At 65.7% G+C, this 26,167-nt stretch carries 28 protein-coding genes, 4 tRNA genes and 1 pseudogene; 17 read left to right on the top strand and 16 right to left on the bottom strand.

Features of this window, described 5'->3' with window-relative positions; all coding sequences use genetic code 11:
- Window positions 1–16 precede the first annotated feature (16 nt).
- Both BM282_RS03075 and BM282_RS03080 read left to right on the top strand, forming a co-directional pair.
- On the top strand, window positions 17–1,516 hold the full coding sequence (locus tag BM282_RS03075) for an SLC13 family permease (protein WP_245758276.1): 1,500 nt from the start codon (window positions 17–19) through the stop codon (window positions 1,514–1,516).
- Window positions 1,517–1,583: 67 nt separating this feature from the next.
- The gene (locus BM282_RS03080; RefSeq protein ID WP_089876661.1) at window positions 1,584–2,243 is read left to right on the top strand and encodes a type 1 glutamine amidotransferase; all 660 of its coding nucleotides are present in this window, start codon (window positions 1,584–1,586) and stop codon (window positions 2,241–2,243) included.
- A gap of 20 nt (window positions 2,244–2,263) precedes the next feature.
- On the opposite strand, the gene nucS is transcribed toward BM282_RS03080, so the two are convergent.
- Window positions 2,264–3,058, bottom strand: coding sequence for an endonuclease NucS (nucS, locus tag BM282_RS03085; protein ID WP_089876663.1), 795 nt, complete (start codon window positions 3,056–3,058; stop codon window positions 2,264–2,266).
- Between the two features lie 121 nt (window positions 3,059–3,179).
- Here nucS and BM282_RS03090 point away from each other — a divergent pair, with 121 nt between their 5' ends.
- Both BM282_RS03090 and BM282_RS03095 read left to right on the top strand, forming a co-directional pair.
- Window positions 3,180–3,626, top strand: coding sequence for a pyridoxamine 5'-phosphate oxidase family protein (locus BM282_RS03090; RefSeq protein ID WP_245758277.1), 447 nt, complete (start codon window positions 3,180–3,182; stop codon window positions 3,624–3,626).
- A 49-nt stretch (window positions 3,627–3,675) separates the two neighbouring features.
- Window positions 3,676–4,941: an MFS transporter gene (locus BM282_RS03095; protein ID WP_342712313.1), complete on the top strand. Its 1,266-nt coding sequence runs from the start codon at window positions 3,676–3,678 to the stop codon at window positions 4,939–4,941.
- Here the strand turns inward: BM282_RS03095 and BM282_RS03100 are convergent.
- The 4 genes from BM282_RS03100 to gvpH form a co-directional block, all read right to left on the bottom strand.
- Window positions 4,938–5,360, bottom strand: coding sequence for a VanZ family protein (locus BM282_RS03100; protein WP_089876665.1), 423 nt, complete (start codon window positions 5,358–5,360; stop codon window positions 4,938–4,940). The genes BM282_RS03095 and BM282_RS03100 overlap by 4 nt on opposite strands.
- 49 nt (window positions 5,361–5,409) lie before the next feature.
- Window positions 5,410–6,240, bottom strand: coding sequence for an aldo/keto reductase (locus BM282_RS03105; RefSeq protein ID WP_089876666.1), 831 nt, complete (start codon window positions 6,238–6,240; stop codon window positions 5,410–5,412).
- 205 nt (window positions 6,241–6,445) lie between these two features.
- Window positions 6,446–6,640, bottom strand: a complete 195-nt coding sequence (locus BM282_RS03110) for a cold-shock protein (protein WP_008387196.1) — start codon at window positions 6,638–6,640, stop codon at window positions 6,446–6,448.
- A gap of 320 nt (window positions 6,641–6,960) precedes the next feature.
- Window positions 6,961–7,398, bottom strand: a complete 438-nt coding sequence (gene gvpH, locus BM282_RS03115; RefSeq protein ID WP_175501342.1) for a gas vesicle protein GvpH — start codon at window positions 7,396–7,398, stop codon at window positions 6,961–6,963.
- Between the two features lie 383 nt (window positions 7,399–7,781).
- Between gvpH and BM282_RS03120 the strand changes: the two genes are divergently transcribed.
- From BM282_RS03120 to BM282_RS03130, 3 genes are all read left to right on the top strand, one after another.
- The gene (locus BM282_RS03120; protein ID WP_089876670.1) at window positions 7,782–8,291 is read left to right on the top strand and encodes a hypothetical protein; all 510 of its coding nucleotides are present in this window, start codon (window positions 7,782–7,784) and stop codon (window positions 8,289–8,291) included.
- Window positions 8,292–8,623: 332 nt separating this feature from the next.
- Window positions 8,624–9,568 (top strand): UbiA family prenyltransferase, encoded by a 945-nt coding sequence (locus BM282_RS03125; protein ID WP_175501343.1) that lies wholly within the window; start codon window positions 8,624–8,626, stop codon window positions 9,566–9,568.
- Between the two features lie 86 nt (window positions 9,569–9,654).
- Entirely contained in the window at window positions 9,655–11,334 is a 1,680-nt protein-coding gene (locus BM282_RS03130; protein ID WP_245758278.1) for a sensor histidine kinase, read from the top strand.
- 50 nt (window positions 11,335–11,384) lie between these two features.
- Here BM282_RS03130 and BM282_RS03135 read toward each other — a convergent pair whose 3' ends face one another.
- Window positions 11,385–11,756 carry a DoxX family protein gene (locus tag BM282_RS03135; RefSeq protein ID WP_089876672.1) on the bottom strand — a complete coding sequence of 124 codons (372 nt, stop codon included), beginning with the start codon at window positions 11,754–11,756 and terminating at the stop codon, window positions 11,385–11,387.
- A 309-nt stretch (window positions 11,757–12,065) separates the two neighbouring features.
- Between BM282_RS03135 and BM282_RS03140 the strand changes: the two genes are divergently transcribed.
- Window positions 12,066–12,902, top strand: coding sequence for a DUF502 domain-containing protein (locus tag BM282_RS03140; RefSeq protein ID WP_245758279.1), 837 nt, complete (start codon window positions 12,066–12,068; stop codon window positions 12,900–12,902).
- 96 nt (window positions 12,903–12,998) lie between these two features.
- On the opposite strand, the gene BM282_RS03145 is transcribed toward BM282_RS03140, so the two are convergent.
- The 4 genes from BM282_RS03145 to BM282_RS03160 all read right to left on the bottom strand — a co-directional run bounded on the left by BM282_RS03145 (window position 12,999) and on the right by BM282_RS03160 (window position 15,265).
- Window positions 12,999–13,664, bottom strand: coding sequence for a CDGSH iron-sulfur domain-containing protein (locus BM282_RS03145; protein ID WP_089876675.1), 666 nt, complete (start codon window positions 13,662–13,664; stop codon window positions 12,999–13,001).
- A gap of 729 nt (window positions 13,665–14,393) precedes the next feature.
- A tRNA-Phe gene (locus BM282_RS03150) sits at window positions 14,394–14,467 on the bottom strand.
- Window positions 14,468–14,523: 56 nt separating this feature from the next.
- Window positions 14,524–14,994, bottom strand: a complete 471-nt coding sequence (locus tag BM282_RS03155) for a hypothetical protein (RefSeq protein WP_089876677.1) — start codon at window positions 14,992–14,994, stop codon at window positions 14,524–14,526.
- Window positions 14,995–15,192: 198 nt separating this feature from the next.
- Window positions 15,193–15,265 (bottom strand) — tRNA-Val (locus tag BM282_RS03160).
- 90 nt (window positions 15,266–15,355) lie between these two features.
- Here BM282_RS03160 and BM282_RS03165 point away from each other — a divergent pair.
- The 3 genes and pseudogenes from BM282_RS03165 (at window position 15,356) to BM282_RS03175 (ending at window position 18,262) form a co-directional block, all read left to right on the top strand.
- Complete coding sequence (locus tag BM282_RS03165) at window positions 15,356–15,859, top strand: DUF192 domain-containing protein (protein WP_089876679.1); 504 nt, start codon at window positions 15,356–15,358, stop codon at window positions 15,857–15,859.
- A gap of 117 nt (window positions 15,860–15,976) precedes the next feature.
- Window positions 15,977–16,243 (top strand): annotated as a pseudogene (locus tag BM282_RS03170) (DUF7538 family protein); the annotation flags it as partial.
- A 75-nt stretch (window positions 16,244–16,318) separates the two neighbouring features.
- Window positions 16,319–18,262, top strand: coding sequence for an ABC transporter ATP-binding protein (locus BM282_RS03175; RefSeq protein WP_089876681.1), 1,944 nt, complete (start codon window positions 16,319–16,321; stop codon window positions 18,260–18,262).
- Between the two features lie 27 nt (window positions 18,263–18,289).
- Here the strand turns inward: BM282_RS03175 and BM282_RS03180 are convergent, their stop codons facing one another.
- From BM282_RS03180 to BM282_RS03190, 3 genes are all read right to left on the bottom strand, one after another.
- Complete coding sequence (locus tag BM282_RS03180; RefSeq protein ID WP_089876682.1) at window positions 18,290–18,589, bottom strand: DUF5789 family protein; 300 nt, start codon at window positions 18,587–18,589, stop codon at window positions 18,290–18,292.
- A 129-nt stretch (window positions 18,590–18,718) separates the two neighbouring features.
- Window positions 18,719–19,243 (bottom strand): DUF5790 family protein, encoded by a 525-nt coding sequence (locus BM282_RS03185; protein ID WP_089876684.1) that lies wholly within the window; start codon window positions 19,241–19,243, stop codon window positions 18,719–18,721.
- Between the two features lie 85 nt (window positions 19,244–19,328).
- Window positions 19,329–19,673 (bottom strand): dihydroneopterin aldolase family protein, encoded by a 345-nt coding sequence (locus tag BM282_RS03190; RefSeq protein WP_089876687.1) that lies wholly within the window; start codon window positions 19,671–19,673, stop codon window positions 19,329–19,331.
- Between the two features lie 100 nt (window positions 19,674–19,773).
- Between BM282_RS03190 and azf the strand changes: the two genes are divergently transcribed.
- Window positions 19,774–20,538, top strand: a complete 765-nt coding sequence (gene azf / locus BM282_RS03195) for an NAD-dependent glucose-6-phosphate dehydrogenase (RefSeq protein ID WP_089876689.1) — start codon at window positions 19,774–19,776, stop codon at window positions 20,536–20,538.
- A 9-nt stretch (window positions 20,539–20,547) separates the two neighbouring features.
- Here the strand turns inward: azf and BM282_RS03200 are convergent, their stop codons facing one another.
- Entirely contained in the window at window positions 20,548–21,168 is a 621-nt protein-coding gene (locus tag BM282_RS03200; protein WP_089876691.1) for a DUF309 domain-containing protein, read from the bottom strand.
- Between the two features lie 153 nt (window positions 21,169–21,321).
- Between BM282_RS03200 and BM282_RS19060 the strand changes: the two genes are divergently transcribed.
- The gene (locus BM282_RS19060; RefSeq protein ID WP_089876694.1) at window positions 21,322–21,576 is read left to right on the top strand and encodes a DUF7564 family protein; all 255 of its coding nucleotides are present in this window, start codon (window positions 21,322–21,324) and stop codon (window positions 21,574–21,576) included.
- Between the two features lie 255 nt (window positions 21,577–21,831).
- On the opposite strand, the gene BM282_RS03210 is transcribed toward BM282_RS19060, so the two are convergent.
- Window positions 21,832–21,904, bottom strand: a tRNA-Arg gene (locus BM282_RS03210).
- 292 nt (window positions 21,905–22,196) lie between these two features.
- A tRNA-Arg gene (locus BM282_RS03215) sits at window positions 22,197–22,269 on the bottom strand.
- 141 nt (window positions 22,270–22,410) lie between these two features.
- Between BM282_RS03215 and BM282_RS03220 the strand changes: the two genes are divergently transcribed.
- The 4 genes from BM282_RS03220 (at window position 22,411) to BM282_RS03235 (ending at window position 26,115) form a co-directional block, all read left to right on the top strand.
- Complete coding sequence (locus BM282_RS03220; protein WP_089876696.1) at window positions 22,411–22,887, top strand: hypothetical protein; 477 nt, start codon at window positions 22,411–22,413, stop codon at window positions 22,885–22,887.
- A gap of 222 nt (window positions 22,888–23,109) precedes the next feature.
- A complete protein-coding gene (locus BM282_RS03225) occupies window positions 23,110–24,555 on the top strand; it encodes a single-stranded DNA binding protein (RefSeq protein ID WP_089876698.1) in 1,446 nt (481 codons plus the stop codon).
- A gap of 117 nt (window positions 24,556–24,672) precedes the next feature.
- On the top strand, window positions 24,673–25,104 hold the full coding sequence (locus BM282_RS03230; protein ID WP_089876700.1) for a histone family protein: 432 nt from the start codon (window positions 24,673–24,675) through the stop codon (window positions 25,102–25,104).
- Complete coding sequence (locus BM282_RS03235) at window positions 25,105–26,115, top strand: histone deacetylase family protein (RefSeq protein WP_089876702.1); 1,011 nt, start codon at window positions 25,105–25,107, stop codon at window positions 26,113–26,115.
- The last annotated feature ends 52 nt before the right edge of the window (window positions 26,116–26,167 follow it).

Raw genomic sequence — 26,167 nt, forward strand, 5'->3', positions numbered from 1 at the left:
TTCGTACCACGAGACAGTGGCACGATTCACTCGGCGGACGGCCGGCCTCGTCCTCGGACCCCTCGGGTACGTCACGGTCCGTCTCGCTCCCCCGCCGGGGCTCGACCCGGCCGGTGCGGCGGCGCTGGCGTGTACCGTCTGGGTCGCCGTCTGGTGGCTGACTGAGACGGCCCCCGTCGCGGTCACCGCACTGCTTCCCGTGGTCCTCTTTCCCGTCTCGGGCGTCACGGCGGCGGCGACGACGGCCGCCGCGTACACTGACCCGGTCACGTTTCTCTTTCTCGGCGGCTTCCTCGTCGCACTCGCCATCGAACGGTGGGGACTCCATCGTCGTATCGCCGTCACCGTCGTCACCGCCGTCGGCGACGACCCCCGCCACCTGCTCGGCGGATTCATGCTCACCACGGCGGCGCTGTCGATGTGGGTGTCGAACACGGCGACGGCGATGGTGATGGTTCCCATCGCACTCTCCGTCGTCGGTGACCCCGACGAAGACCCGCGAAACGACGCGGCTCTGGACCGAACTCCCGCTCTCTTCGTCTCGCCGCAGGACTCACTCCCGCCGTCCTCACCCGCACACACCCGCTTCGGGACCGCGCTCGTCCTCGGAATCGCGTACGCGGCCTCTATCGGCGGCATCGCCACGCTCATCGGAACGCCGCCGAACGCGATTCTCGCGGCCGTCGTCGAGCGCTCGCTCGGCGTTCGACTCGATTTCGTCCGTTGGATGCTGTTCGGGGTCCCGTTCGCGGCCGTGTTTCTCCCCCTCACGTGGGCCGTACTGGTCGCCTCGTTCGACGTGCGCGGGCAGACGGCCACGCACTCGTTCTCGGTGGAGCGGACTGCACTCGGTTCGTTGTCGGTGCCCGAGCGCCGCGTCCTCGCCGTCTTCGCGCTCGTCGTCGCGGGGTGGCTCACTCGCCCGTTCCTTCTCGACCCGTTCGTCCCCGGTCTTACGGACGGTGCCATCGCCGTCACGAGTGCGACGCTCCTGTTTCTCGTTCCGAACGGTGTCGACGGTGGCCGACTCCTCTCGTGGGAGGACACCGCCCGACTCCCCTGGGAAGTGCTGCTCGTCTTCGGCGGGGGATTCGCCATCGCGGACGCTTTCCGGACGACGCAACTCGACGCGTGGTTCGGCTCGACGTTCGGCGGTCTCTCAGGGCTTCCGACCATCTTCGTCTTGCTCGCCGTCGCCACCGCCGTCGTCTTTCTCACCGAGGTCACCTCCAACAGCGCAACGGCGTCGTTGTTCGTTCCGCTCGCGCTCGGGTCGGGGATAGCACTCGGCGTCTCGCCGTTCGTTCTGGGCGTCGTCGTCGCCGTGTCGGCCTCGCTCGCGTTCATGCTCCCGGTCGCTACCCCGCCCAACGCCGTCGTCTTCGGGACCGGCTACGTCACCGTTCCGCAGATGGCGCGCGTCGGCGTCGTGTTGAACGTCGTCGGTATCGTCCTCCTCGTTCTCGCGGTGACGCTCTGGATTCCGTTCGTCTGGGGCGTCTCCGTGTTCCCCTGACCCGTCTGCTCTCGCTTCGCGCCGCGCAGACCGGAGGGTTCTCGTCGCCCGACGCGGATACACGCGTATGATACTCGTCTTGGAGAACGAGGTGGACCCGGAGACGCGGTACTTCGTCCCCGAGATTCGTCGCCACCTCGAAGCCGCCGGTGCGACCGTCCGCGTCGACGAGTACGCCGACCACGGCGGCCGACCCGACGCGCTCTCGACGGCGGACGCCGTCGTCGTCTCGGGGAGCACGGCGGGCGTCTACGAGACGGACGACTACCCGTGGATGAACGACTTGCGCGAACTCGTCTCCGAACTCGTCCGCGAAGAGATTCCGACGCTCGGCGTCTGCTTCGGCCACCAACTCGTCAACGACGCCCTCGGCGGCGCGGTGGAACACCGCGGCCTCCGCGCCGGAATCGAACCGGTCCGGTTCGCCGACGACCCCCTGTTCGACGGCGTCGGAACCCGCGTCCCACTCGTCCACGGCGACTTCGTGACCGAACTCGGCGACGGCATGGAAGCCATCGCCTCGGCGGACTACTACCCCAACCTCGCCAGCAGACACCGCGACGCACCGCTTTGGACCGTGCAGTACCACCCCGAGTTCACGGCGTCTCTGTTCCCGGCCATAGAGGAGGACTTCGGCTGGCCCGAGGACCCCGCTCACCGCGACTTCGGCGGCGTGACTCCGGAACGGACGTTCGAGAACTTCGTCCGACTCGCCGAGCGACGCTGAACTTCGGCGTCGCCGTCGACTCAGTTTTCCTCGTTTCCGTCTTCCTCGTGCCCACCGTTCTCGTCTCCTCCCCCGTCGCCGCTGTCCGAACGCTCGTCACCCGCCACCGGTTCGACGGCGACGAACGACAGTCCCTTCTCGTCCAGCAACGCCTCCGTTCGGTCGGTCACGGACGGGGCGACGAGGATTCCGCGAACCCCCTCGTCGGGGAACTCGGCGTCCACCGCTTCCACGTAGCGCTGGAGTTGACTGGCCGCCGAGGGGCCGACGCGCCGCCGTTTCAACTCCACGACGACCGGTCGGCCCGCCGCGTCCTCGCCGAAGATGTCCACCGGCCCCGCCGTCGTCTCTCGCTCCGTCGCCTGCGGAACGAACCCGTCTTCGACGAGTCCGGGGTCGTCGAGGATGCGCCGTCTGAGGTCCTCTTCGCTCCCGAGGAGTTCGAGGTCACTGCGGTCGGTCACCTCGTAGGCGGACAGTTGGTCGATTCGCTCGAACCGCACGTCGAGACGTTCCGCCGGCGTCGTCCGCTCGCTTCTCACGCGGAGACGGCCGTCGCGGACGCTCGCGCGGTGCGTACACCCCGGCGGTTGCCAGTTGACGGGCTTTCGCTTCTCGTCGGTGTGGACGAGGATGGTCCCGTCCGGTTTGCAGACGACGAGGCGGTCGCCCGGGCCGAGACTGGAGGTGGCGCGGCCGTCGTACTCGACCGTACAGCGTCCGAACAGCGTCACCATGCGACCGTCGCCGAACGCCTCCTCCAAGAGGACGAGTGCGTCGCGGTGCGTCGGGCGGTGGAGGACGGTGGCCGGCATGTGTTCGTAACCGTCCGTGATTGGGCGGGGACCGGTATAAGTCGCGTGACGCGGACCCGGTCGGACGCTCTCGACCCGAGCGGTGCGCGCACTTATGGAACGTGACGACGAACTGTCTATCATGGACGACGAATACAGTTCGTTCCGCGGGAACCGAATGGACGAGGCGGACGTCGACGAGTTCCTCCGCTCGCAGGGTGTGGGCGTGTTGTCGCTGGCCGACGACGGTGAGGCGTACGGCGTTCCGCTCTCGTTCGGGTACGACGGCGAACGCTTGTACTTCGTCTACCTCCGTCCCGAAGAGACGAGCAAGAAGGAGGCGTTCGCCGCGGAGACGCAGCGAGCGAGTTTCACCTGCTTCGACGCCGCCGGAAAGCACGACTGGCGCAGCGTCGTCGTCGAGGGCTCGATTCGGCCGATAGCGGACGACGAGTGGTCGACGCTCTCGGAGACGATGGCGGAGAACGCGTGGTTCCCCAGTCTGTTCTCCGAGGTGGAACCGATGCAGGACATCCTGGGCTGGGTGTTGGACATCGAGTCCGCGACGGGCCTCCGGAACCGAGCATAACCACCGGCCGACGCGAACGGCTTTGTACGTCCCGCGTGACCGTCCGGTCGTGCAATCCGCCGACGGCACCGACGACACGTCCGAGACGCGCACGCCCCGGGTCGTCCGCACGAAGTGGCACGCGCTCGCACTGGTCTCCGTCGCCGAACTCCTCGCGATGTCGCTGTGGTTCAGCGCCAGCGCCGTCGCTCCGCAACTGGCCGCGCTCTGGGGTCTCGCGCCCGCGCAGGTCGGATGGCTGACGAGCGCCGTCCAACTCGGGTTCGTCGTCGGCGCACTCCTCTCTGCGGTGCTGACGCTCGCCGACGCCGTCGAGTCCCGGTACCTCGTCGCGGCGTCCGCCCTCCTCGGCGCGTCGACGACGGTTGCGCTCGCCGCCGTCGCCGACGGCCCACTCGTCGCCGTGGGACTCCGATTCCTCACCGGCGTCGCACTCGCCGGCGTCTACCCGCCGGGGATGAAACTCGTCGCGGGGTGGTTGCCGGAAGAGCGCGGACTCGCCATCGGGACGCTCGTCGGTGCGCTCACCGTCGGGTCGGCCCTTCCGCACCTCGTGCGCGCGTTCGGCGGCGTCGACGACCCGTTGTTCGTCCTCTACGTTGCCGCCGGACTCGCGACTGTCGCCGCCACGCTCGTCGTCTTCGTCCCGCCCGGCCCCGCGGCGGCGCCGGCGTCCCGATTCGACCCCCGCGCGGTCCGACGCCTCCTCCGCGACAGACCGTCGCTCCTCGCCAACGTGGGCTACTTCGGCCACATGTGGGAACTGTACGCCGTCTGGACGTGGATACCCGTCTTCCTCGCGTTCAGCGTCGAAGCCGGGTCGCTCTCGCTCGCGGCACCCGACAGGACCGTCTCGCTTCTCGCCTTCCTCACCATCGCCGTCGGCGGCGTCGGCGCGACGGTGGCCGGGCGACTCGCCGACCGCGTCGGGCGGACGGCGGTGACGAGCGTCAGCATGGTCGTCAGCGGTGCCGCGAGCCTCCTCGCTGGCGTCGTCTTCGGGGCGTCGCTCCTCGTGCTGACGCCGTTCCTCCTCGTCTGGGGCGTCGCCATCGTCGCCGACTCCGCGCAGTTCTCCGCCGCCGTCTCCGAACTCGCCGAGTCCGACTACGTCGGGACGGCGCTGACGCTGCAGACGGCCGTCGGCTTCCTCCTCACTATCGTCTCGATTCAACTCGTCCCGTTCGTCGCGGGCGTCGTCGGATGGCGCTGGACGTTCGCACCGCTGGCACTCGGTCCCCTCGTCGGGACGGTGGCGATGCGACGACTCAGAGCGCACCCGGCGTCGTCGGCGATGGCCGGGGGCCGTCGTTAGTCGTCTCCCGCCTCGCTCCCCAGTACGCCTTCCACGCCCCCGAACGCCGAGTACGCGCCCGCGCCGAGGGCGGCACCGACGGCGTTCGCGACGGCGTCGGCGACGCTGAACGACCGGGCCGGTATCGACGCCTGCACGAGTTCCACGCCGCCGCCGAGAGCGGTGGCGGCGACGGCGGCGAGGGCGACGCTCGCGGTGTCGCGCGCGCGGAGGGCGTCGGCCCCGAGAAAGGCCGTCGTCGCGTACGCGCCGAGGTGAACCCACTTGTCGACGCCGACACCGAGAAGCGTCGGAAGCGCCGTCGGCGTCGCTTCCGCGGGTCCGCTCCCGGGCGGCGAGACGACGGACGCGACGACGACGACGAGGCTCCAGCACGCGACCGGACCGACTCGTCTGAGATGTGAACGGGGGCGACTCACTGTGGAGTGAAGTCGCTCCGCGTTCCTGAGCGTTTCTCTTCGGGCGTCCTCAGTCCAGCATCCCGCGGACCATCGACGCCCCTGTCTTGAGCAAGGACGGCCGCGTCACCTCGTCTACCTCCTCGCGGGTCAGTTTGAAGTCGAAGATAGCGAGGTTGTCCGCGAGGTGGTCGCGACTGGTCGACTTCGGCACGACGGCGACGTTTCGGTGCTGGGTCGCCCACCGGAGCGCCACCTGTGCGGGCGATTTGTCGTATCGCTCGCCGACCTCTCGGAGCGTCTCGTCGTCGAGGACGTCGCCGTGCGCGAGCGGACTGTACCCCGTCAGCACGACGTCCTCGTCTTGACAGTACCGGAGGAGCTTTCGCTGGGGGCGGAACGGGTGGAACTGCACCTGGTCCGTCAGAATCGGGACGTCGGCCACCTCTCGCGCGCGTTCCAGCATCGAGACGGGAAAGTTGCTCACGCCGACGTTGTAGACGCGGCCCTCGTCGACGAGCGCTTTCATCCCGCGCATCGTCCGCTCGATGCCGACGAGCGGGTTCGGCCAGTGGAGGAGCAACAGGTCGACGTACGGCGTGTCGAGTCGGTCGAGACTCGCCTTCGTGGACTCGACGACGCCCTCGTAGTCGGCGTTGCGCGGGTTCACCTTCGTCGTCAGGAACACGTCGCTTCGGTCCACGTCGGCGTCGGCTATCGCGCGCCCGACGTCGCTCTCGTTTCCGTACATCTGGGCGGTGTCGACGTGACGGTAGCCGAGTTCGAGTGCCGTCGAGACGGCGTCGTAACACTCCTCGCCGTCCATCTTCCACGTCCCGAGGCCGACTTTCGGGATGCGGACGCCGCGAACGTCGACGGTTGGTATCTCTTCGGTGGACATGCGTGTCCGTACGCGGGTCGATTCCTTAACGTGTTGGCACGTTCCCGCGGCGTCGCTCGCCGGACGACGTTCGCCGCGGACACCGAACCGCATCGCTCAGAAAGTAAGTGGTTCAGAGAACTGCCGCATACGGACCGAACTCAATCGACCGTGTCGTCGTCAGCCTCCGTCCGCTACCGTTACTGCGTCGAAATTCTTCGCCGAATTACAGACGGGTGACGTTCTTCGCGCGAGGGCCCTTGGGGGCGTCCTCGATCTCGAACTCGATCTCCGTACCCTCTTCGAGGTCCGGTCCGCCGACGTCTTCCATGTGGAAGAAAACGTCCTCGTCGTGGTCCTCGGTCTCTATGAATCCGTAGCCGCCCGTGTCGTTGAAGAAGTCGACTTTGCCTTTTGCCATAGCCTCTGGACCAAGCCGTTCCCCATTGATAACCCTTCCGAGAACGTACTCAGACTCAGAAAACTCGAAACCGTCGTTTGGGTGGCTCTGTGTGGCGAATTCGACGGAATCAGTCAGTTGGTGTATGCTGACCCGACACACGGAGAGAGTCGCTTCTACGACGGCGTCGAGGACCGAAATTCCCCCTCGTTCCGCCGTTCTCTGCTCGCGCGCAGTCGCGTCTCTCACGAACGTGGCGAGAAGCGTGTGGCGAGAAGCGCGACGCCGCGAGTGAAGGGAGAAGCGCGACGCGGGGTCCGACACCGGCTGGCCAGCGCGTGTTACCGAGAGTCGGTTCCCGGTCGGAGACGAACCTGTAACACGCCGTTGTTGAACGACGTATCCGCGACGGTGACGGGGTCCCACGGGAGGGGGACTCTCCCGACGGCCCGGTCGCCGACGGCGACGACGAGTTCGCCTCGCTTCGCGTCGATACCGGCGGTTACGTCGTCTCGCTTCGTGCCGAGTAAGTCGGCGACGATGGTGAGTTCGTCGTCCGTTCGGTAGCTATCGACGTGGTAGTCGTGGTCGTGGTCCGTCTCGTCGGGTCCGCGACTGGGTCGGCCCCGTGGCCGCGAACCGGACGACCGTCGGGTCGAGTCGGCGCCGTCGAGGAGGTTGCTCAAGAGGTCGGTCACGGAGAAGTTGATGTCGATGCGCGTCTCTCTCGCGTTCTCGTCGGGTCCGTCTCGTTCGTCGTCGGGAGTGTGGCGTTTCATGATGTGCGTCGTTCGCGGCCTCACCACCCGTAAGCCGGGCAGGGCAAAAAGCATCGTGACCAGTTAAATTCGTCCGCGGGTCGTCGGGGTCCCTTCGCCTCGCAGTTCGTGACCTACTGCCCCGGACGACGACCGCACTCCGTGCGTGAATCACTCGTTGTAATCAGAACTGTGATAGTTCCAGTTCACACCTGTGGTATCCAGAGACGCACTCTCCACCCGTTTTCTCGCCGGTTCAACTCACCGGACGCTTAACGCCGCGTTTCGTTCTCCGTCGCCGAGGGGTCTCGTCTCCCAGCGGTGCGTTCGCGCGTCTCCGCTCCGAGTTCGGGACGACGCCGACCCAACCACTCTTTTCGGCTCCCGGTCTACTGGTCAGTATCGTGTCTCGTCACTCTCCGCTCCGCCGTCTGCGCGAGACGGGTCCGGTCGGACTGGTTCCCCTCGCGTGGGGATTCGCGGCGGCGGCCCACCTGCGAATCCTCGACGACAGAGCGGTCCTCGTCGGCCACCTCGTGATGGCGACCGTTCTGTTCTTCTTCGCCGTGCTCTCGTGGTCGGAGATGCGTACCCATCCCGTCTTACGGGCGTGGTTGGCCGTCGTGAGCGTCGGCTTCAGCGTCACGCTCGTCGGTGCGTACGCTCTCTTCGCCGGCGACGAGACGCTGGCGGCCCTCGTCGTCCTCGGCTGGATGGTGCTTCCGACGCTCGCACTGTTGTACACCGGGCGACTCCTGCCGCGCGAGGAACGCGCGTGGGCGTACACGGTCGGTGGGGCGGTCTCGGGCGTCGGCGCACTCGCGTTCGCCGCGGGTGTCGCTCCGGTCGTCGCCCTCGCTCTCGCCGGTCTGGGACAGACGCTCGGCATCGTCGTCGCCGTCGTGGAGTACTGAGGTCGGAAGCCGGGGCGACGACGAACGGCCCGAACAGTTAGGTTCGACCCGAGTGGGACCGTACGTATGCTCGGAACGATTCGCTCGATACTCCGCAGTCTGATAGACCTCGTCATCGCCGTCGTCACGTTCCCGCTCAGAGTGCTCCGGTCGCTGCTGTAGCGACGGCACCAACTGTTTCTGGCGTGAACAGTATCTGAGACGGAATAAACAGCGAATTAAGAACTACCGATATTTGGGTATATAGTTTGTAACTAACCAGTCGTCCCACTGGCATTCAGGTGATGGTGGTCGGGGGGAACGTTCCTTTCGTCGGCCGCTGAACCCAACCCATGTCCAACGAATCCGGTAGTCTGTCCCTTCGGGCAGAGAACGTGCAGTCGTCGTACCGCGCCCTCTTCGAAGTCGCCCTCTCGCTGTTCGAACGCGCCAAAGACGCGTTCTTCTACAGTTCGGCGTACCTCGTCTTGGTCGCCATCGCCGAGGTGGTGACCGTGACGTACGCGCTCTCCGTGGAACTGAACGCGGCCCCAGTCGTCGTCGGTCTGGTCACGTTCGCGGTGTACATGGGCGACCGAATCGCCGACGTCGACACCGACGAACTGTCGAATCCGGACCAGTGCGCGTTCGTGCGCCGCCACTACCGCGTCCTCTCCGTCCTCTCGGCCGCGTCGTACGGTCTCGCCATCGCGCTGTCGATGCTCGGCGGCCCCCTCGCCCTCGCGATTACGCTCCTCCCGGGCGCGTTCTGGATTCTCTACGCGTCGGATTGGCTCCCGTCGGTCGGCGCGCAGTTCTCCCGACTGAAGGACGTCCTCGTCGTCAACTCCGCCGTCGTCGCCGCCGCGTGGGCCGTCGCCGTCGTCTTCCTCCCACTCGCGTTCGCCGACGCGGCGTTCACCTCGACTGCCGCCGTCGTCTTCGCGTACTTCTTCGTCGATACGTTCGTCAACACGGAGATACCCAACGTCGGCGACAGGGCGGCCGACGAGGCTATCGGCGTCTCGACGCTCCCCGTCGTCTTCGGCGTCGCGCGGACGAGACAGATTCTCCACGCGCTCAACCTCGCGCTCGTCCCACTGCTCGGGTTCGCGCTCTTGGCCGGACTGGTCTCGACGCCCGTCACCGTCGGCATCCTCGTCGGTGTCGCCGCCGTCTCCGTCGTCGTCTCGTTCCTCGGACGAACCGACAACGGCCGGCTCCTCTCCGTCGCGAGTGAGGCGAAGAGCCTCCTCGTCGTCGGCGTCGTCCTCCTCGCTTCGACGGCCGGTCTCTGAAGTCGCTTCCGACGAGAACGTGATAATAGAATTTCATCAATGGAGGCGATAATTCTTATATTTCGACTGATTTAGGGACACTGTCAGTGCTCACCACGTCCGTACTCGTTCCGTTGCTGTTCCTCTCTATCGCGATGGGAGCCGCAGCAGCGATTCTCGCGTGGCGAGAGCGCCCCGAACCGGGAGCCACGCCGCTCGTCTGGCTCCTGTTCGGACAGAGTTGGTGGTCGATGTGTCTCGTGTTCAAACTCCGCGCGTCGACGCTCGCGTCGAAACTGTTCTGGACCGACCTGGAGTGGGTGGGCGTCGTCATCGTCCCCGTCGCGTGGCTCCTGTTCGCGCTCGAGTACACCGGCCGCGACGAGTACATCACGCGTCGCCGCATCGCGCTTCTCGCCGTCGTCCCCGTCCTCACGGTCGTTCTCGCGGTGACGAGTCAGTATCACGACCTCCTGTTCGTCAGACCGCAGACGCTCGAATCGACCGACATCGTCCGGATAGAGGAGGGCGGCCTCTGGTACTGGGTCATCGCCGGCTACACCTACCTCCTCGGCGCCGCCGGCATCCTCCTCCTCCTCGGACTCCTCAGGAGCAAAGCCGTCACCTTCCGGAGTCAGGCGGTGGCGCTGTTCGTCGGCCTCCTCATCCCGTGGTCGACCAACGCGCTCCACATCGCCGGCGCTCTCCCGACGTCCGGTATCGACCCGACGCCCATCGCGTTTTCCGTCTCCGGCGTCGTCTACGTCGGTGCGCTGACCCAGTTCCGACTGCTCGGGACGAGCCCCGCGCCCAGGAAGCGAGCGCGACAGTTCGTCTTCGACCGGATGCGCGAGGGAGCCATCGTCGTCGACGCCAACGACAACGTCGTGGACATGAACGACAGCTGCGTCGGCATTCTCGACGTCGACCCCCGGACGACGCTCGGTGCGTCCGCACAGGCGGTCATCCCGGAGTACGACCGCCTCCCGGACGACGGACCGCTCGACGGCCACCTGACGGTCGGCACCGAGGCGGGCAGTCACCCGTACGACGTGATGGTGACGCGAATCGACAACATCCGCGGCAACGAGATCGGACGGGTCATCACCTTCCACGACGTGAGTCGTCACCTCCGGCAACAGCAGCGACTGCAGGTGCTCAACCGCACCCTTCGGCACAACATCCGCACCGAGACGAACATCATCCACGGCTACGTCGACCGGTTCGCGTCCGACGAAGACGCCCAGATTGTCAAAAAACGGGCGCTCAGAATCGAAGAACTCGGCCGGAAGGGGCGGAAGGCCATCGAACTGTTCGAGAACGGACGCGCCGGAGCGAACCCCCGACCGCTCGACGCCCTCGTCGCGCAGTGCGTCCGCGACGTCCGAGAGCGCTACCCCCGAGCGACGTTTTCGTACGACTCGTCGGCGGACGACGCCGCGGTCGCCCACTTTCTCGCCCCGGTCTTCTCGAATCTGTTAGAGAACGCCGCCGAACACGCTTCGGACGACCCCAACGTCGACGTCACCGCGCGCGTCGAGGACGAGACTGCGGTCGTCGTCGTCGCGGACGACGGCCCCGGAATCGGCGAGTACGAACTCCAAGTCCTCGACGCCGGCAGCGAGAACGCCCTCCAACACGGAAGCGGACTCGGTCTCTGGATCGCGAAGTGGGGGACCGAAATCGCCGGCGGCGAGATTCACTTCACGGAGAACGAACCGTCGGGGTCTGTCGTCACGGTTCGGGTCCCGTGTCTCGCGGAACCCGCCGACGAAGACGGCGAGTAGGGCCCGCTTCCGCGGGTGCTCCGCCACGGGACGCGCGCGACGCCGTGCGCCTACGCCGACGCCGCCGTCGGTTCGGTGTACCACCACGCCCACGCGACGAGGAGCGCCTGCAACGGAAGCCGTGCCCACAGCGCCGCGTCCGACGGGTCGCGCAACCGCTCGGGGACGCCTCGAAGCTCCAGGTCGTCGCTCGTCGCCATGTAGACGTTCGCGGGGAAGACGGCCACGAGGAGGGCGACGAGCCCCCACGCCGACGCTCGGCGCGTCCGCTCGAACAGGACACCGACTCCGAGGACGACTTCGGCGACTCCCGAGAGCAAGACGAGTGCGCGCGGCCGGGGGAACTGCGGCGGGACGACCTGTTCGTACACCGCCGGCGCGACGAAGTGGAGCACGCCGGCGACGACGTACGTGAGTCCCATCACGTATTTGAGCGGGCGCTTCAACCGCGAAACTGAGCTTTGGTTCACAGTTTACGCTCACGTCGGGACGACGAAAGCGTTGCTCTCGGCTCGGGTTCCGCGGCCGATTGGCCCCCGGCACGTCACCCTGCCGGCCCGTCACCCCGCTGACGTCACCCCGACCGGTGCCGTTCGTCCCTGCACCGCGTGTGGGCAGGCCTACGCTTCACTCGCACATTCGACGGACGCTCGGGGCATCAGTCGACGCGCCGAAGGCGTCGGCGCGGCAAATACGTTGATATGCCTGTGGCTTCTGCATTCGATGACTGAATGTCTCGTTCAGACTCTCCTCGGGCAGCGAGGGAAGCCGGAGAATCTCTCTACGAAGGAACGCTGGACGTCCTGATGCGGGGCGTCGGGATAATTATCCCGTTCATCGTCACGCTGTACATCCTCGACGTCGCACTCGAGTTCATAACGTCGGCGCTCGGACCGGTGATTCGACTGCTCCGCTGGCTGGGTGTCATCGAACTCGTCGAGAGCGTCGGGTTCGTCCGCGTCCTGATAGAACTCAACGTCTACTCGGTCGTTATCGACTTCTTCACCGAACTCGTCGCCGTCGCCGTCCTCCTTCTCGTCATCGTCGTCGTCGGCTCCGTCGGTCGGAACCGCCACGGCGAGCGTATCATCGACCTCGTGGACCTCGCTATCGCCTCCATCCCCGGCATCGGTACGGTGTACAAGAGCTTTCGCCGCATGGGCGACGTGATGCTCGACCAGGAGGCCGAGAACTTCCAGGAGATAAAACTCGTCCAGTTGCTCGGCGACGAGGTGTACGCCATCGGATTCGAGACGAGCAAGTCGCCCGAGACGGTGACGACGGCCACCGGACACGACGACATGGTGACGATGTTCATTCCGATGGCACCCAACCCGGTGACGGGTGGGTTTCTCACCTACGTCCCCGAGAGTCAGGTGTACGACATCGACATGACCATCGAAGAGGGCGTTCGAAGCATCCTGACCAGCGGCGTCGCGACCGGCGAGGGGGCCAATCAGACCACCGAAATCACCATGGGCGACCTGGACAAGATAACCGACATCGAACGGTTACAGGACGCCATCGCCCGCGACGAGAACGTGGACGACGACTCGAAGCGGCGGTAGGACCGTCGCGGCCGCAGACGCCCGACACGATTCGTCCCGCTCGCCGACCGGAGATCAGGAGGACGTCGCTTCCCGAGCGTGTGGGCGGTGCGTCCGTCAGTCGTCGCTCGAGAAACCGATTTCCGCGTGTGCTCCATCGCAGAACGGCTTGTTCTCGGAGCCACCGCACCGACACAACACCGCCTCGTCGTGGTTCGATATCCGGCCATCGCCGCGAGCGAGTTCGAACGGACCCTCGAGGTGGAACGGGCCGTTCGGCCGCGCGGTCACGGTCAGCGTCTCGGGGGTGGTGTCCGTGTCCTCGGCGCGCTCGGCAGGGACGTCCCACATCTCCTCGTTGCCACCGTCGGCATCGAACACTCGTTGGTGACTGTTGTCACAGAGTGGCTTGTTCATCGAGTGTCCACACCGGCAGAGGCCGACGCGGGTGTCTTCGAGAGTGGCTCCGTCGGGTACGGTGACGACGACGTTACCGCGGACGTACAGCGGGCCGTTCGGTGTCGCACGAACGGTGTTCTTAGCCGGGACCTGCTCCTCGGGGCTCCCGTCCGACCGCTCGTAGTGGAGTGCCCCCGTCGGGCACCGTTCGACGACTGCTGCCACCTCGTCGGCGTCGGCCGCGTCCGGGAGCACCCAGGGTCGGCGACTCACGTCGAACACGTCCGAGAGCCCCTCGACACACTCGCGAACGTGGATGCAGCGGTTAGAATCGTACACCACAGTGATATCTGTACCGCGATACTCGTGCCGGTCCTCTTCCATGGGTTCGTATCTACCGATACGAGAATAAAGGTGCGCTATGACTTGGCATGACACGAATGGGGTGGAGGGGGCGCGGAGACGTTCTCGTCGGAGAGGCCTACGCAAGCCTTTCGCACACGCGTCACCCGAGCGAAGACAACTGCACGCCGTCATCGACTCGCGAGTGGCTTCAATCGTGCTTCGATAGAGAGAACGAGCCCTTCGAATCGGACGGAGGATGTTCGTGTACATCCTGTCACGAGTATATTTACGTGACTCTTGTAGAATATCCTTCCAATTTTGAACGAATACACGGCCAGAGTGGAACTACCCACGACCCCTGATACGAAGATGATGGCGTCGGACGCAGCCCACTGACAGTTCTCACTCGCTCACTGTGTTCGCTCGCTGGTTCAGAGTCCGGTCGTGTCGCACCTACAGAACCCGCCACGCTCGCTTCGCTCGGTGGTCGGGTTCAGAGAAGTGCCGCCTCCCGGATTTGAACTCCCGAAAGACTCGCTGACGCTCGTCTTTCGACTTCCCGCTCGCTCCGCTCACGGGAACGGGGACGGCCCGATCTTCAGTCGAGTGCGACAGCTACTCGAATGGAAATCGTGTAGAAATCGGATGCCGCCTCCCGGATTTGAACCTCACTCGCTCACTGTGTTCGCTCGCTGGTTCAGAGTCCGGTCGTGTCGCACCTACAGAACCCGCCACGCTCGCTTCGCTCGGTGGTCGGGTTCAGAGAAGTGCCGCCTCCCGGATTTGAACCGGGGACAGCTCGATCTTCAGTCGAGTGCTCTCCCAGTCTGAGCTAAGGCGGCGCGTTTCGAGAGAGGCCGATGAATCAAAAAAGGGTTTCGATGTGAATCGCCGCGCCCTACATCACTTTTCGACGTTCGGAGAACGCCTCTTCGCCCGCGTCCCACGACACCGTCGTGTTCGCCGTCACGTAGCCGTCGTTCCGCATCACGGCGAGTGCGTCGAAGAACCCGACCTGCACGCGTTTCGTCACGGTCACCGACTCGTTCGCGTCGAGGCTGTCGACCGTCTCGGTGCCGTTCCAGACGACGGTGTCGCCGGCGAGTAGCCACGTCGCGACGGTGACGTTCGCCGCCGCCTCGTCGCCCGTGTTGACCGCCGTAACCGTCACGTCGCGACAGGTCAGTCCACAGTTCGTGACGTTGCCGACGCTGAAGTCGAACTGCCGTTCGTCGGTGGCGTTCTCGGACTGGTCGGTCGGGGCTGATGGCGTCTCGGTCGTCGTCTGCACCGTCGCGTCGGCGGCGACGACACCGAAACCGGAGCAGACGAGGAGGAGGGCGACGCACAGGGTGAGTATTCGGACCATCGCCTCCTATTGGTCGCCAGATGTCGTCTATCTGCTGTTTTCGGTACGGAAACCTGATTGTCTGCGTCGTATTCGGTGGCTCGGGGGAGTCGAACCGGAGCAAGACGTGCTCACTCGCTCCGCTCGCTGCGCGCGACTTGCAGGGTTCGACTCGCCCTCACAGATGTTTCTGGACTCACTTCGTTCGTCACAGAAACATGGGCTCGGGCGGAGTCGAACCACCGATCTCTTCCTTGTAAGGGAAGCGTCATAACCACTAGACCACGAGCCCGCACTCTCACCGAATCCACACACGCGGATAACCGTTTCCAATCTCTCCGAACGCCGGAATCGTTAGGGCACGGGCGGCCGTCTCTGTGATATGGTCGTCTCCCGGTCAACGCTCGGGTCTGCGCTCCTCGCTGTCTTCGTCATCACCTCCGTCAGCGCACTCTACGTCGCCCTCCACCCGACGGCGCTCCCCGGTGGCGACGAGTACGACCGCACCACGGTTTCGCTCGTCTCGGAGGGCGACGTCGTCGCCGAAGTCGACGTCCGCGTCTCGGACACCTACGAGAAACGCTACACCGGTCTCAGCAACACCGACTCGCTCGGCCCGAACGAGGGGATGCTGTTCGTCCACGACGCGCAGGGGCAGTACGCCTACGTCATGCGCGATATGGCGTTCCCCATCGATATCGTCTTCATCGACGCCAACGGCACCATCACGGCCGTCCACCACGCCGAACTGCCGCCCGAAGGAACCTCGAACGCCGAGTTGACGCGGTACCGCGGCACCGGAAAGTACGTTCTCGAACTCCCGTACGGCTACACGAACGAGACGGGCGTCGACGTCGGTGACACCGTCCGAATCGGCGACTACTGAAAGCGAAACACCGAGGGACGACGAGCCGAGACTGTTGGTATGACCGACGACGCGGACGCCGACGTCGACGCGGACGCCGACGCTCTTTCGTCTCCCGACGCGCATCCGGACGACGCGACGAGCGACGTCGCCGCACTCGCCGCCTTGGAGGGATGGCACGCCGCGGGGTTCGCCGCCCGCGTCCACTACCGCGGGGCCGGTGACCAGTACAGCATCGAGTACTACGAACCCTCCCAGTGCGTCCTCTACTGGAAGGTGAAAGGCGACGGTGAGACGGCCGTTCCCGTCGGCCGCGACACCGTCCCGGACCCCCTCCGCGCGCGCATCTGCGACGACCTGTCGCGAGCGGGTATCGACCCCGCCGTCGAGAGCCGTCACCTCTGACCGGAGGAGACAGCCGCCGAAGTGTTTCGATTCGTAACGAACGCTTTAGTGCGACGGTCCCTTCGAGAGTGAATAATGGTCACTCCCGCAGACGACGACGACCCGTTCGAGGCCCAACGGGAGAACGTCGACAACCCCATGCGACGGCTGTTCTCGGAGTACGGCCGCGACAACACGCTCGCGTTCGTGGTCGGACTCCTCTCCAGCATCGTCGCGCGCCTCCTCGATCTGATGCCGCCGGTGCTTTTGGCACTCGCCGTCGACTCCATCTTCTACGACGAGCGAGCGTTCAGCATCTGGTTGGTCCCCGACGCGTGGCTTCCGACGACGCGAACCGGACAACTGTACCTCTCGGCGGGCCTCATCTGCTTCGCGTTCTTCGGCGGCGCGGCCTTTCACTGGACGCGCAACTGGGGTTGGAACTCCTTCGCCCAACACATCCAGCACGCCGTCCGGACGGACACCTACGACAAGATGCAACGGCTGAACATGGACTTCTTCGCCGACAAACAGACCGGCGAGATGATGTCCATCCTCTCGAACGACGTCAACCGTCTAGAGCGGTTCCTCAACGACGGGATGAACTCGGCGTTCCGCCTCGGCGTGATGGTCGTCGGCATCGCCGCCATCCTGCTGTACTGGAACTGGCAACTCGCCGTCGTCACCCTGCTCGTCGTCCCCATCATCGGCTACTTCACCTACCGGTTCATCCAGACCATCCAGCCGAAGTACGCCGACGTGCGCTCCTCCGTCGGGCGGGTGAACTCCCGACTGGAGAACAACCTCGGCGGCATCCAGGTCATCAAGACGTCGAACACGGAAGGCTTCGAGTCCGAACGGGTCGGCGACGTGTCGCAGGACTACCTCGACGCGAACTGGGACGCCATCGGCACGCGCATCAAGTTCTTCCCGGCGCTCCGCGTGATGGCCGGCGTCGGGTTCGTCCTCACGTTCCTCGTCGGCGGCGTCTGGGTGCTCACGTACCAGGCGACTGGCTCTGCTCCGCTGTTCTTCACCGGCCGCCTCACGCCCGGCGAGTTCGTCGGCTTCATCCTCTTCACCCAGCGGTTCATCTGGCCGATGGCGCAGTTCGGGCAGATAATCAACATGTATCAGCGCGCCTACGCCTCCAGCGCGCGCATCTTCGGCCTCATGGACGAACCCTCCCGAATCGAGGAGGACCCGAACGCCGACGAACTCGTCGTCGGAAACGGCGACGTGGCGTACGACGACGTGACGTTCGGCTACGACGAGGAGACCATCATCGAAGACGTCTCCTTCGAAGTCGACGGCGGCGAGACGCTCGCACTCGTCGGGCCGACGGGTGCTGGCAAGTCGACGGTCCTCAAACTCCTCCTCCGAATGTACGACGTGGACGACGGTGCCATCGAGATAGACGGAACGGACATCCGCGACGTGACTATCCCGAGCCTCAGACAGGCCATCGGCTACGTGAGCCAAGACACGTTCATGTTCTACGGCACCGTCGCCGAGAACATCAAGTACGGGTCGTTCGACGCCAGCGACGAGGAAGTCGTGGAAGCCGCGAAGGCCGCCGAAGCGCACGGGTTCATCTCGAACCTCCCGGAGGGCTACGACACCGAAATCGGTGAGCGCGGCGTGAAGCTCTCCGGCGGCCAACGCCAGCGTCTCTCCATCGCCCGCGCCATCCTGAAAGACCCCGAGATTCTCGTCTTGGACGAGGCTACCTCCGACGTCGACACGGAGACGGAGATGCTCATCCAGCGCTCTTTGGACCGTCTCACCGAGAACCGGACGACGTTCAGTATCGCCCACCGCCTGTCGACCATCAAGGACGCCGACCTCATCTTGGTGCTCGAAGACGGCCGCGTCGTCGAACGCGGCGGACACGACGAACTGCTCGCAGAAGACGGTCTGTACGCACACCTCTGGGGCGTCCAAGCGGGGGAGATAGACGAACTCCCCGAGGAGTTCGTCGAACGCGCGAGTCGTCGCGCCTCGCGGACGACGGTCGAATCCGAGACGGACGACGACTGACGCGAGAGAAAGACGGTCGGTCCGGTTTCAGAACGACTCGGTCTCTTCGTCGGGGGCCGTCCCCGCCCCGCGGTCGCTGTGGCCTTCGTCGGTCGCCTCCTCTCCGACCATCATCATCACCGTCTCGTACACCTCTTCTGCGGACTGGAACTCGTCGACGCCGACGCCTTCGAGAACGTCACCGAGCGACTCCTCGCCGTCGTTGTACTCGACCGTTCGGTCGCCGAACTGCTCTCTCAGTTCCTCGGGCGTCGCCGGGTAGTCGTAGTTCTCGATTTCGTCCTCTACGTCGCCGAAGTCGACTCCTTGGCTTCGTTCGTCGCTCATGGACCTGAGGGTTCTCCCGCCCCGTTGAATGCTCTTTGGGCCACCGTCCGGTCACGAGGACACTCTGTCCGCGACCACCGACCGAACCGCGCGAGTTCAGCGGTCCGTGAGGCTCGTCGCCGCCGCGGTTCAGTCGTCGGCTTCGGCTTCGTCGGCGGCGTCGTCGGCCTCCGCGGCGTCGTCGGCGTCGGCTTCCTCCTCGTCCGCTTCGTCTGCGTCCGTCTCGTCGGCTTCGTCGGCGGCGTCGTCGGCCTCCGCGGCCGCTTCGGCCTCCTGCAACTGGCCGCGGAGTTGCGGCATCGTGCTCGTGAGTTCGCCGACGAGTTCGCTCGCCTCGCGGACGGTGTCGAGCAACTCGGCGACGGCTTCGATGTCCTCTTCTAAGTCGTCGGCGTCCTCGAACGCCTCGGCGCGTTGGCCGATGATGAACGTCTTCTTCGCCTGCCGGAGATGTTCGTCGGCGTCGCCGACGTCGAGCGACGAGCGCAGACCGTTCAGGACGCCGAGGACGTTGTCGGCTTCGGCGGCCCACACGTCGTCGGCGTCCGGGAGCGAACTCCGAGCGGCGTCTAAGTGTTCTTGCACGTCCGCGCGCATCTCTGCAGCAGCCTCTCCGAACAGGTCGTCATCAGCGAGTGTGCTCTGGCTACTCATACCCGTGCGTTCGGCGTGGATTGATTTAAATACACGCCCGAAAGTGAAAGTGAAATCGGCTACGAGGGGGCGTCTCCGGTGCGATTCACTCTCCTACGGAGACGAGTTTCATCAGCGGGTAGCCGTCCTCCATCTCCATCCGCGTCTGCACCCGCGTCCCCTCGTAGTCGACGTCCATCTCCACGACGAGAAACCGGCCGGTCAGTTCGGTGTAGTCCGCCGCGGAGTCGGCGAGTTCCGCCCGGAGAGCGTCCTCGTCGACGTCGACGCGCACGTCCTCGCAGTGCGGTTGGTTCTCGATGGCCTCTTCCATCGCACGAGCGAGGCTGTCCGCGCTCTCGGGGCTGACGGGCGTCCCGGCGAACTGGTGGTACAGCGACCCGAACTTGATTCCCGCCTCGAAGCAGGCGGTTTCGGCGTCCGAAGGCATACGTGACGCTTCGATGCGACGAGGATAGGCGTGTCGTCTCGTAGCGCACGGCGACGCGAATCGGACGTTTCTTAGCCGCCCTTCGCACAGTATCGACCGAATGGACGACCCGGTTCTCTTGACAGGGGCGGGCGGACGTGTCGGCCAGGCCATCCTCCGACACAGCGGCGACCGGTTCGAGTGGCGACTCCTCGACCGCGAACCGCTGAGTTCCGAGAAACTCCCGGCCGGCGTGAGCAAAGACGACGTGTACGCCGTCGACGTCACCGACGAGGCGGCCGTCGAAGAGGCGATGGAGGGCGTCTACGCCGTCATCCACCTCGCGGGCGACCCGCGCCCGGAAGCGCCGTGGGACAGCGTTCTCCGGAACAACATCGACGGCACGCACACCGTCCTCCAGGCGGCGGTGGACGCGGGCGTCGAGAAGTTCGCGTTCGCCTCGTCGAACCACGCCGTCGGGGCGTACGAGACGGACGAGCGGACGCCCGAGATGTACCGACCGGACGACGACTTCAAACTCGACGGGGAGGAACTCCCCCGTCCGAGCAACCTCTACGGCGTGAGCAAAGCCTCGGGCGAAGTGCTCGGCCGGTACTACCACGACCACGCCGGTATCTCCGTCGTCAACGTCCGAATCGGGAACCTCACCGAGGGACACCCGCCCATCGACTACGAACGCGGACAGGCGATGTGGCTCTCGTACCGCGACTGCGCGCACCTCTTCGAACGCTGTGTACTCGCCGACTACGACTACGAAATCGTGTACGGAATCAGCGACAACGACCGCAAGTACTACTCTATCGACCGCGCGAGGGACGTGCTCGGCTACGAACCGACGGACAACTCCGCCGAGTTCGAGGGCTGAACCCTCTCGTCAGTCGAACAGTCCCTCGACGTCCGCTTCTCGCCCCCGTCGGCGTTCGACGTGTTCTCGTAACCGCTGGTAGACGAGTCCTCGCCGTCTGCGGTCGCCGACGAACTCGAACACCAACGCGACGAACCGCGTCGTCGACGTCCCCGACTCGACTTCCTCGCGGGCGTACGTCACCGCGTCGGCGACCACGTCGCCGTCGTACGCGTCCCCGTCGGCGGCGACGACGGCCGCCGCGTCGGCGATTTCCTCGAACGACAGGTCCTCGGCGTGAACGACGTCGCCGTCGACGCGAAGCGGAACCGGCGCGGCGCGTTCGGCGAACGCCGGGTCCGCGGCCAGACGCCCGAGGTACGACCGGACGGCCCCCACGTTCACCGCGCGGTAGTCGGTTGGGAGTTCGCCGAGGTACGCTTCGGCGCTGGTCGCGAGTCCCCGCGCACCGCTCCAGTTCCGGTTCCCCGCGTGGTAGACGGCCGCGGTGTACTGAATCAGTCCGTGAAGCAGTCGCTCGTCGGGCGTGCCGTCGTCGAGCGTCAGCCACTCGTCCTCCCACGCGTCGTGTGCGGCGTGGTGGTCGCCCGCGTTGAACACCGCCGCACCGACGCGGAGCGTTCGTCTCATGTCTCGACGACGCGCTTCAGCGGGTAAATAGCTCACGCGTCGTGGTCGCCATCGCGCATTCCTACTGACATACTTATCTTCTCGCATGACGTATGCTAACTGGTACCAGATGAAAGCCCTCCAGAACACCTCCACGCTCCGCCGGGTGGTCGGATGAAGCGGATACCGCCCCTGCTCTGTGTCGACTGCGGAGAACCGTACTCGTTCACCAATACGTACAAGGGGAACTACTGCGGTGACTGCCACTCGGACTGGGCGGCCCGTCCGTCGCGGGCGCGCTCGCGTCCGCGACTCCGCTTCCGTTCGCCACCGGCCCCCGCCCCGCGTCCGCTCCGGTCTCAGACGACGCCGTCCGTTCGGCGTCTCGAAGACGAGGACGCCGGGTCGGTGCGATACAGAGACGAGTAGTCGATTTTTCGGACCTGCATACGTCGCCGAGCGAACGCGTCACCGACGCTTCGCTCGTCGTATAGTTCCTCGCAGAAACGTCCTGACGGAGTCTCACACGAACGGAGTGAGTGTGAGGCACGTCGGACGTGTCCGACGGGAGATTTGAACTCGCTGAGACTCGCTCCGCTCGTCTCGTCTGCTCAAATCTCCGTGGCGTCCGTTTCGCGAGGAACAGACTTCTCGCTTCGCTCGTCGTGTAGTTCCTCGTAGAAACGTCCTGACGGAGATTTGAACTCCGGTCCCTGGCTCCGCAAGCCAAGAGGATAGTCCACTACCCTACCAGGACTCATCTATCGATACTGCACATCGACTTAAGACGGTTACGATGTAGTCGCCGAGCGAACGCGTCACCGACGCTTCGCTCGTCGTATAGTTCCTCGCAGAAACGTCCTGACGGAGTCTCACACGAACGGAGTGGGTGTGAGGCACGTCAGGTCGCGAACGAAAGTGAGCGTCCTGACGGAGATTTGAACTCGCTGAGACTCGCTCCGCTCGTCTCGTCTGCTCAAATCTCCGTGGCGTCCGTTTCGCGAGGAACAGACTTCTCGCTTCGCTCGTCGTGTAGTTCCTCGTAGAAACGTCCTGACGGAGATTTGAACTCCGGTCCCTGGCTCCGCAAGCCAAGAGGATAGTCCACTACCCTACCAGGACTCATCTACCGATACTGCCCTCCCCTTGAAAGCGGTTGCGATACGCCCGACGTTCGCGGTGTGACACCCCGTCACGCAGAACACGATAAGAACTCTTTGTGCCTACGACACGGTTTTTGGCCCCCTCGCCCTCCGCTGTGGTATGATGCGCCGAACGGTACTCGCAAGCGCTCTCACACTCGCCCTTCCACTGTCGGGTTGTCTCGGCGGCACCGGTCCGGGGGACGACCCCGAGACGGAGACGACGACGGAGACGCGGACGGACGGCGGTCAGACGCTCTCGGTCGAATCGACGTCGCTCTCGTCGCTCGACGACTGCCCCGAGGTGAGCATAGCCAGCGAGGGCGACTCCAGCGTCGTCTGTCGCGGGTGCGTCCGCGGGAAGAACGGCTGTACCGTCGCCAAACTCGGCGACGTGAGCTACGACGCCGACACGGACGAACTCCGCGTTCTCGTCGTCACCGAGGAGGAACGCGGCGAGGACCAGATGTGCACGCAGGCGCTCGTCGACCTCGGGTACGAAGTCCGGGTCGAACTCGACGGCGGCCTCCCGACGACGGTTGCGCTTCGACACGACGACGTCGACGGCGAACAGGACGTCGCCACCCAGTCGCTCTGACCGCCCGCACGAACCCTTTTATTCGAGGAGGCGGCCAGCCTCGCTGTGCCACGCCCAGACGCCGAAATCAGGAGACAGCGGCCGAGTACTCCCGACAAGACAACGCTTAAGCGCGGGCCTACCATGGACCAAACTAGGATTATGGTCGCTTCGCTCCGAACCCCCGGTTTCTCTCTCCGGACAGCAGGGTGCCGCCGAATCGTCTCCGGAGGTGCCGCGTAGATGGGTGCCATCGAAGACGTGTACGACGACCTCGACACCGACGTCTCGTTCGAGAAGTTCGAGGCCGCGGTGAAGGACAAAGTCGAGCAGATGGGCGGACTCGCCGACGAGGAGACGGCGGCGATGCTCATCGCGCACGAACTTCGCGACGAGGAGGTCGAGGGCGTCGCCGACATCGAACCCGGTATGGACGACGTGAAGTTCCTCGCGAAGGTGATGAGCATCGGTGAACTCCGAACCTTCGAACGCGACGGCGAGGACGAGGACGGCCGCGTCGTCAACGTCGAAGTCGCCGACGAGACGGGCCGCGTCCGTATCTCGATGTGGGACGGGATGGCCGAAGAGGCCCTGGAGAACCTCGAAATCGGGCAGGTGCTTCGAATCGCCGGTCGACCGAAAGACGGTTACAACGGCGTCGAGGTCAGCGTCGACAAAGTCGAACCCGACTCCGAGGCCGAGATAGACGTGCAGACGCAGGACAGCTATCGCGTCGAAGACCTCTCGCTCGGTCTGTCGGACGTGAACCTCAAAGGTCGCGTCCTCAGCACCGACAGCGTCCGGACGTTCTCGCGCGACGACGGCTCCGAGGGCCGCGTCGCCAACGTCACGCTCGGTGACCCGACGGGTCGCATCCGCGTCACCCTCTGGGACGACAAAGCCGACTTGGCCGACGAGTTCGACGTCGGCGTCACCGTCGAAGTCGTCGACGGCTACGTCCGCGAACGCGACGGGAGCCTCGAACTCCACGTCGGCAACCGCGGGACGGTCGAAGAACTCGACGAAGACGTCGAGTACGTCCCCGAGACGGCCGACATCGCCTCGCTGGAACTCGGCGCGACCGTCGACATCGCGGGCGGCATCATCGAGACGGACCCCAAGCGGACGTTCGACCGCGACGACGGGTCGGAAGGACAGGTGCGGAACGTCCGCGTGAAGGACGACACCGGCGACATCCGGGTCGCGCTCTGGGGCGACAAAGCCGACGCCGACATCGACCTCGCGGACTACGTCGTCTTCACCGACGTCGAGATACAGGACGGCTGGCAGGACGACCTCGAAGCGTCCGCCGGGTGGCGGTCGACCGTCTCCGTGATGGACGACGCGCCCGACGGGGCCGCGACCGGCGGCAGTGACGCCGACGGCGGCCAGTCGCAGGGTCTCGGCGCGTTCGAGGACGGGTCCTCGCCGGCGTCGGACTCCGAGTCGGCCGACGCCGACCCGTCTGCGTCCGGTTCGGCGGGAGACGGCGGACCCGCCGACGGCGACGTCGAGGAGTTCACTGGAACCGTCGTGCAGGCGGGCAGTCCGGTCGTCTTGGACGACGGGACGGAGACGCGGAGCGTCGAGACGTCGGAGAGTCTCCAACTCGGCGCGGAGGTGACCGTCCGCGGACCGGTCCGCGACGGCCGCATCCAGGCGACCGAGATACAGTCGGTCACTCGGTAGCGGCGGACGGACGCCGCTTCCCTCGGACCGCCGAGCGACGGCGACGTCTCGGACGCGGAGAGACGCCGAGAGCCGTTACGGAAAGGATTATACGCCGCACGCCCGGCATATGTGCGTATGAGTGTCGAGCTACCGTTCGCCCCGGTCGACACGATCATCCGCCGCAACTCCGGTGACCTCCGGGTCAGCGCAGACGCGGCGGAGGAACTCGCCCGCCGCATCCAAGGACGCGGCTCGGAACTCGCCATCGACGCGGCCGAACACGCCCGCGAAGACGGCCGCAAGACGTTGATGGCGTCCGACTTCGGCGTCGAACAGGTGGTCTCGCGGGACGACATCGAACTTCCCATCGCTCCCATCGACCGTATCGCCCGCCTCCGCATCGACGACCGGTACCGAGTCTCGATGGACGCCCGCATCGCACTCGCGGACATCCTCGAAGACTACGCCGACAACGTCGCCGGCGCGGCGGCGAAACTCGCTCGACACGCCGACAGACGCACCGTCCAGGCGGAAGACATCGAGACGTACTTCGCCCTCTTCGAGTAGATGCAGTTCGGCTACAGCGAGACCTGTCTCGCACACGACACCGGCAAGCGGCACCCCGAGACGGCGGACCGTCTCCGCGCCATCCGACGCGCCCTCGCGAAACGCCACGGCGTCGACTACGTGGACGCCGACCCGGCCGACGACGGCGACGTCGCTTCGGTCCACGACGACGGCTACGTCTCCGAGATTCGCTCGTTCTGCGAGGGCGGCGGCGGCAACTGGGACCCCGACACCGTCGCGTCCGAGGAGACGTGGGACGCCGCCCTCGCCTCCGCCGGCCTCTCGCAGTGGGCCGCACGCGAGGCCGTCGACGGCGCGAACGGCCGGGACACCCCGTTCGCCATCGGCCGCCCGCCGGGGCACCACGCCGTCGAAGACGACGCGATGGGCTTTTGCTTCGTCAACAACGCGGCCGTCGCCGCGCAGACGGTGTTAGACGAGACGGACGCCGAACGCGTCGCCATCTTCGACTGGGACGTTCACCACGGCAACGGCACGCAGGACATCTTTTACGACCGCGCGGACGTGTTCTACGCTTCAATCCACGAAGACGGCCTCTACCCGGGGACGGGAGCGGTCGAAGAAACCGGCTCGGGCGACGGCGAGGGGACGACGCTGAACGCCCCACTCGCCGCCGGTGCGGGCGACGCCGACTACGACCACGTCGTCGAGTCGGTTCTCCGGCCGGCGCTCGAACGGTTCGACCCCGACCTCTTCATCGTCAGCGCGGGGTTCGACGCGCACCGACACGACCCCATCTCGCGGATGCGCGTCTCCACCGAGGGCTACGCGCAGATGACCGACGCCGTCCGGGGCATCGCCGACGACGTCGACTCCGGCCTCGCGTTCGTCCTCGAAGGCGGCTACGGCCTCGACACGCTCTCTGAGGGCGTCGCTATCGTCCACGAGACGTTCGACGGCCGGTCGCCGATGGACGTCGAAGAGGACCCCGACGAGAAGACGAACTCGCTCGTCGAGGAACTCCGGTCGGTCCACGCGCTGGACGACTGACCGCCCCGAGCGTAGGTCGCACCCGGCGTTCGGTCCTCTCGACGTCCTCGTC

The sequence above is a fragment of the Halogeometricum limi genome (genome assembly GCF_900115785.1).
GTDB classification, from domain to species: Archaea; Halobacteriota; Halobacteria; order Halobacteriales; family Haloferacaceae; genus Halogeometricum; species Halogeometricum limi.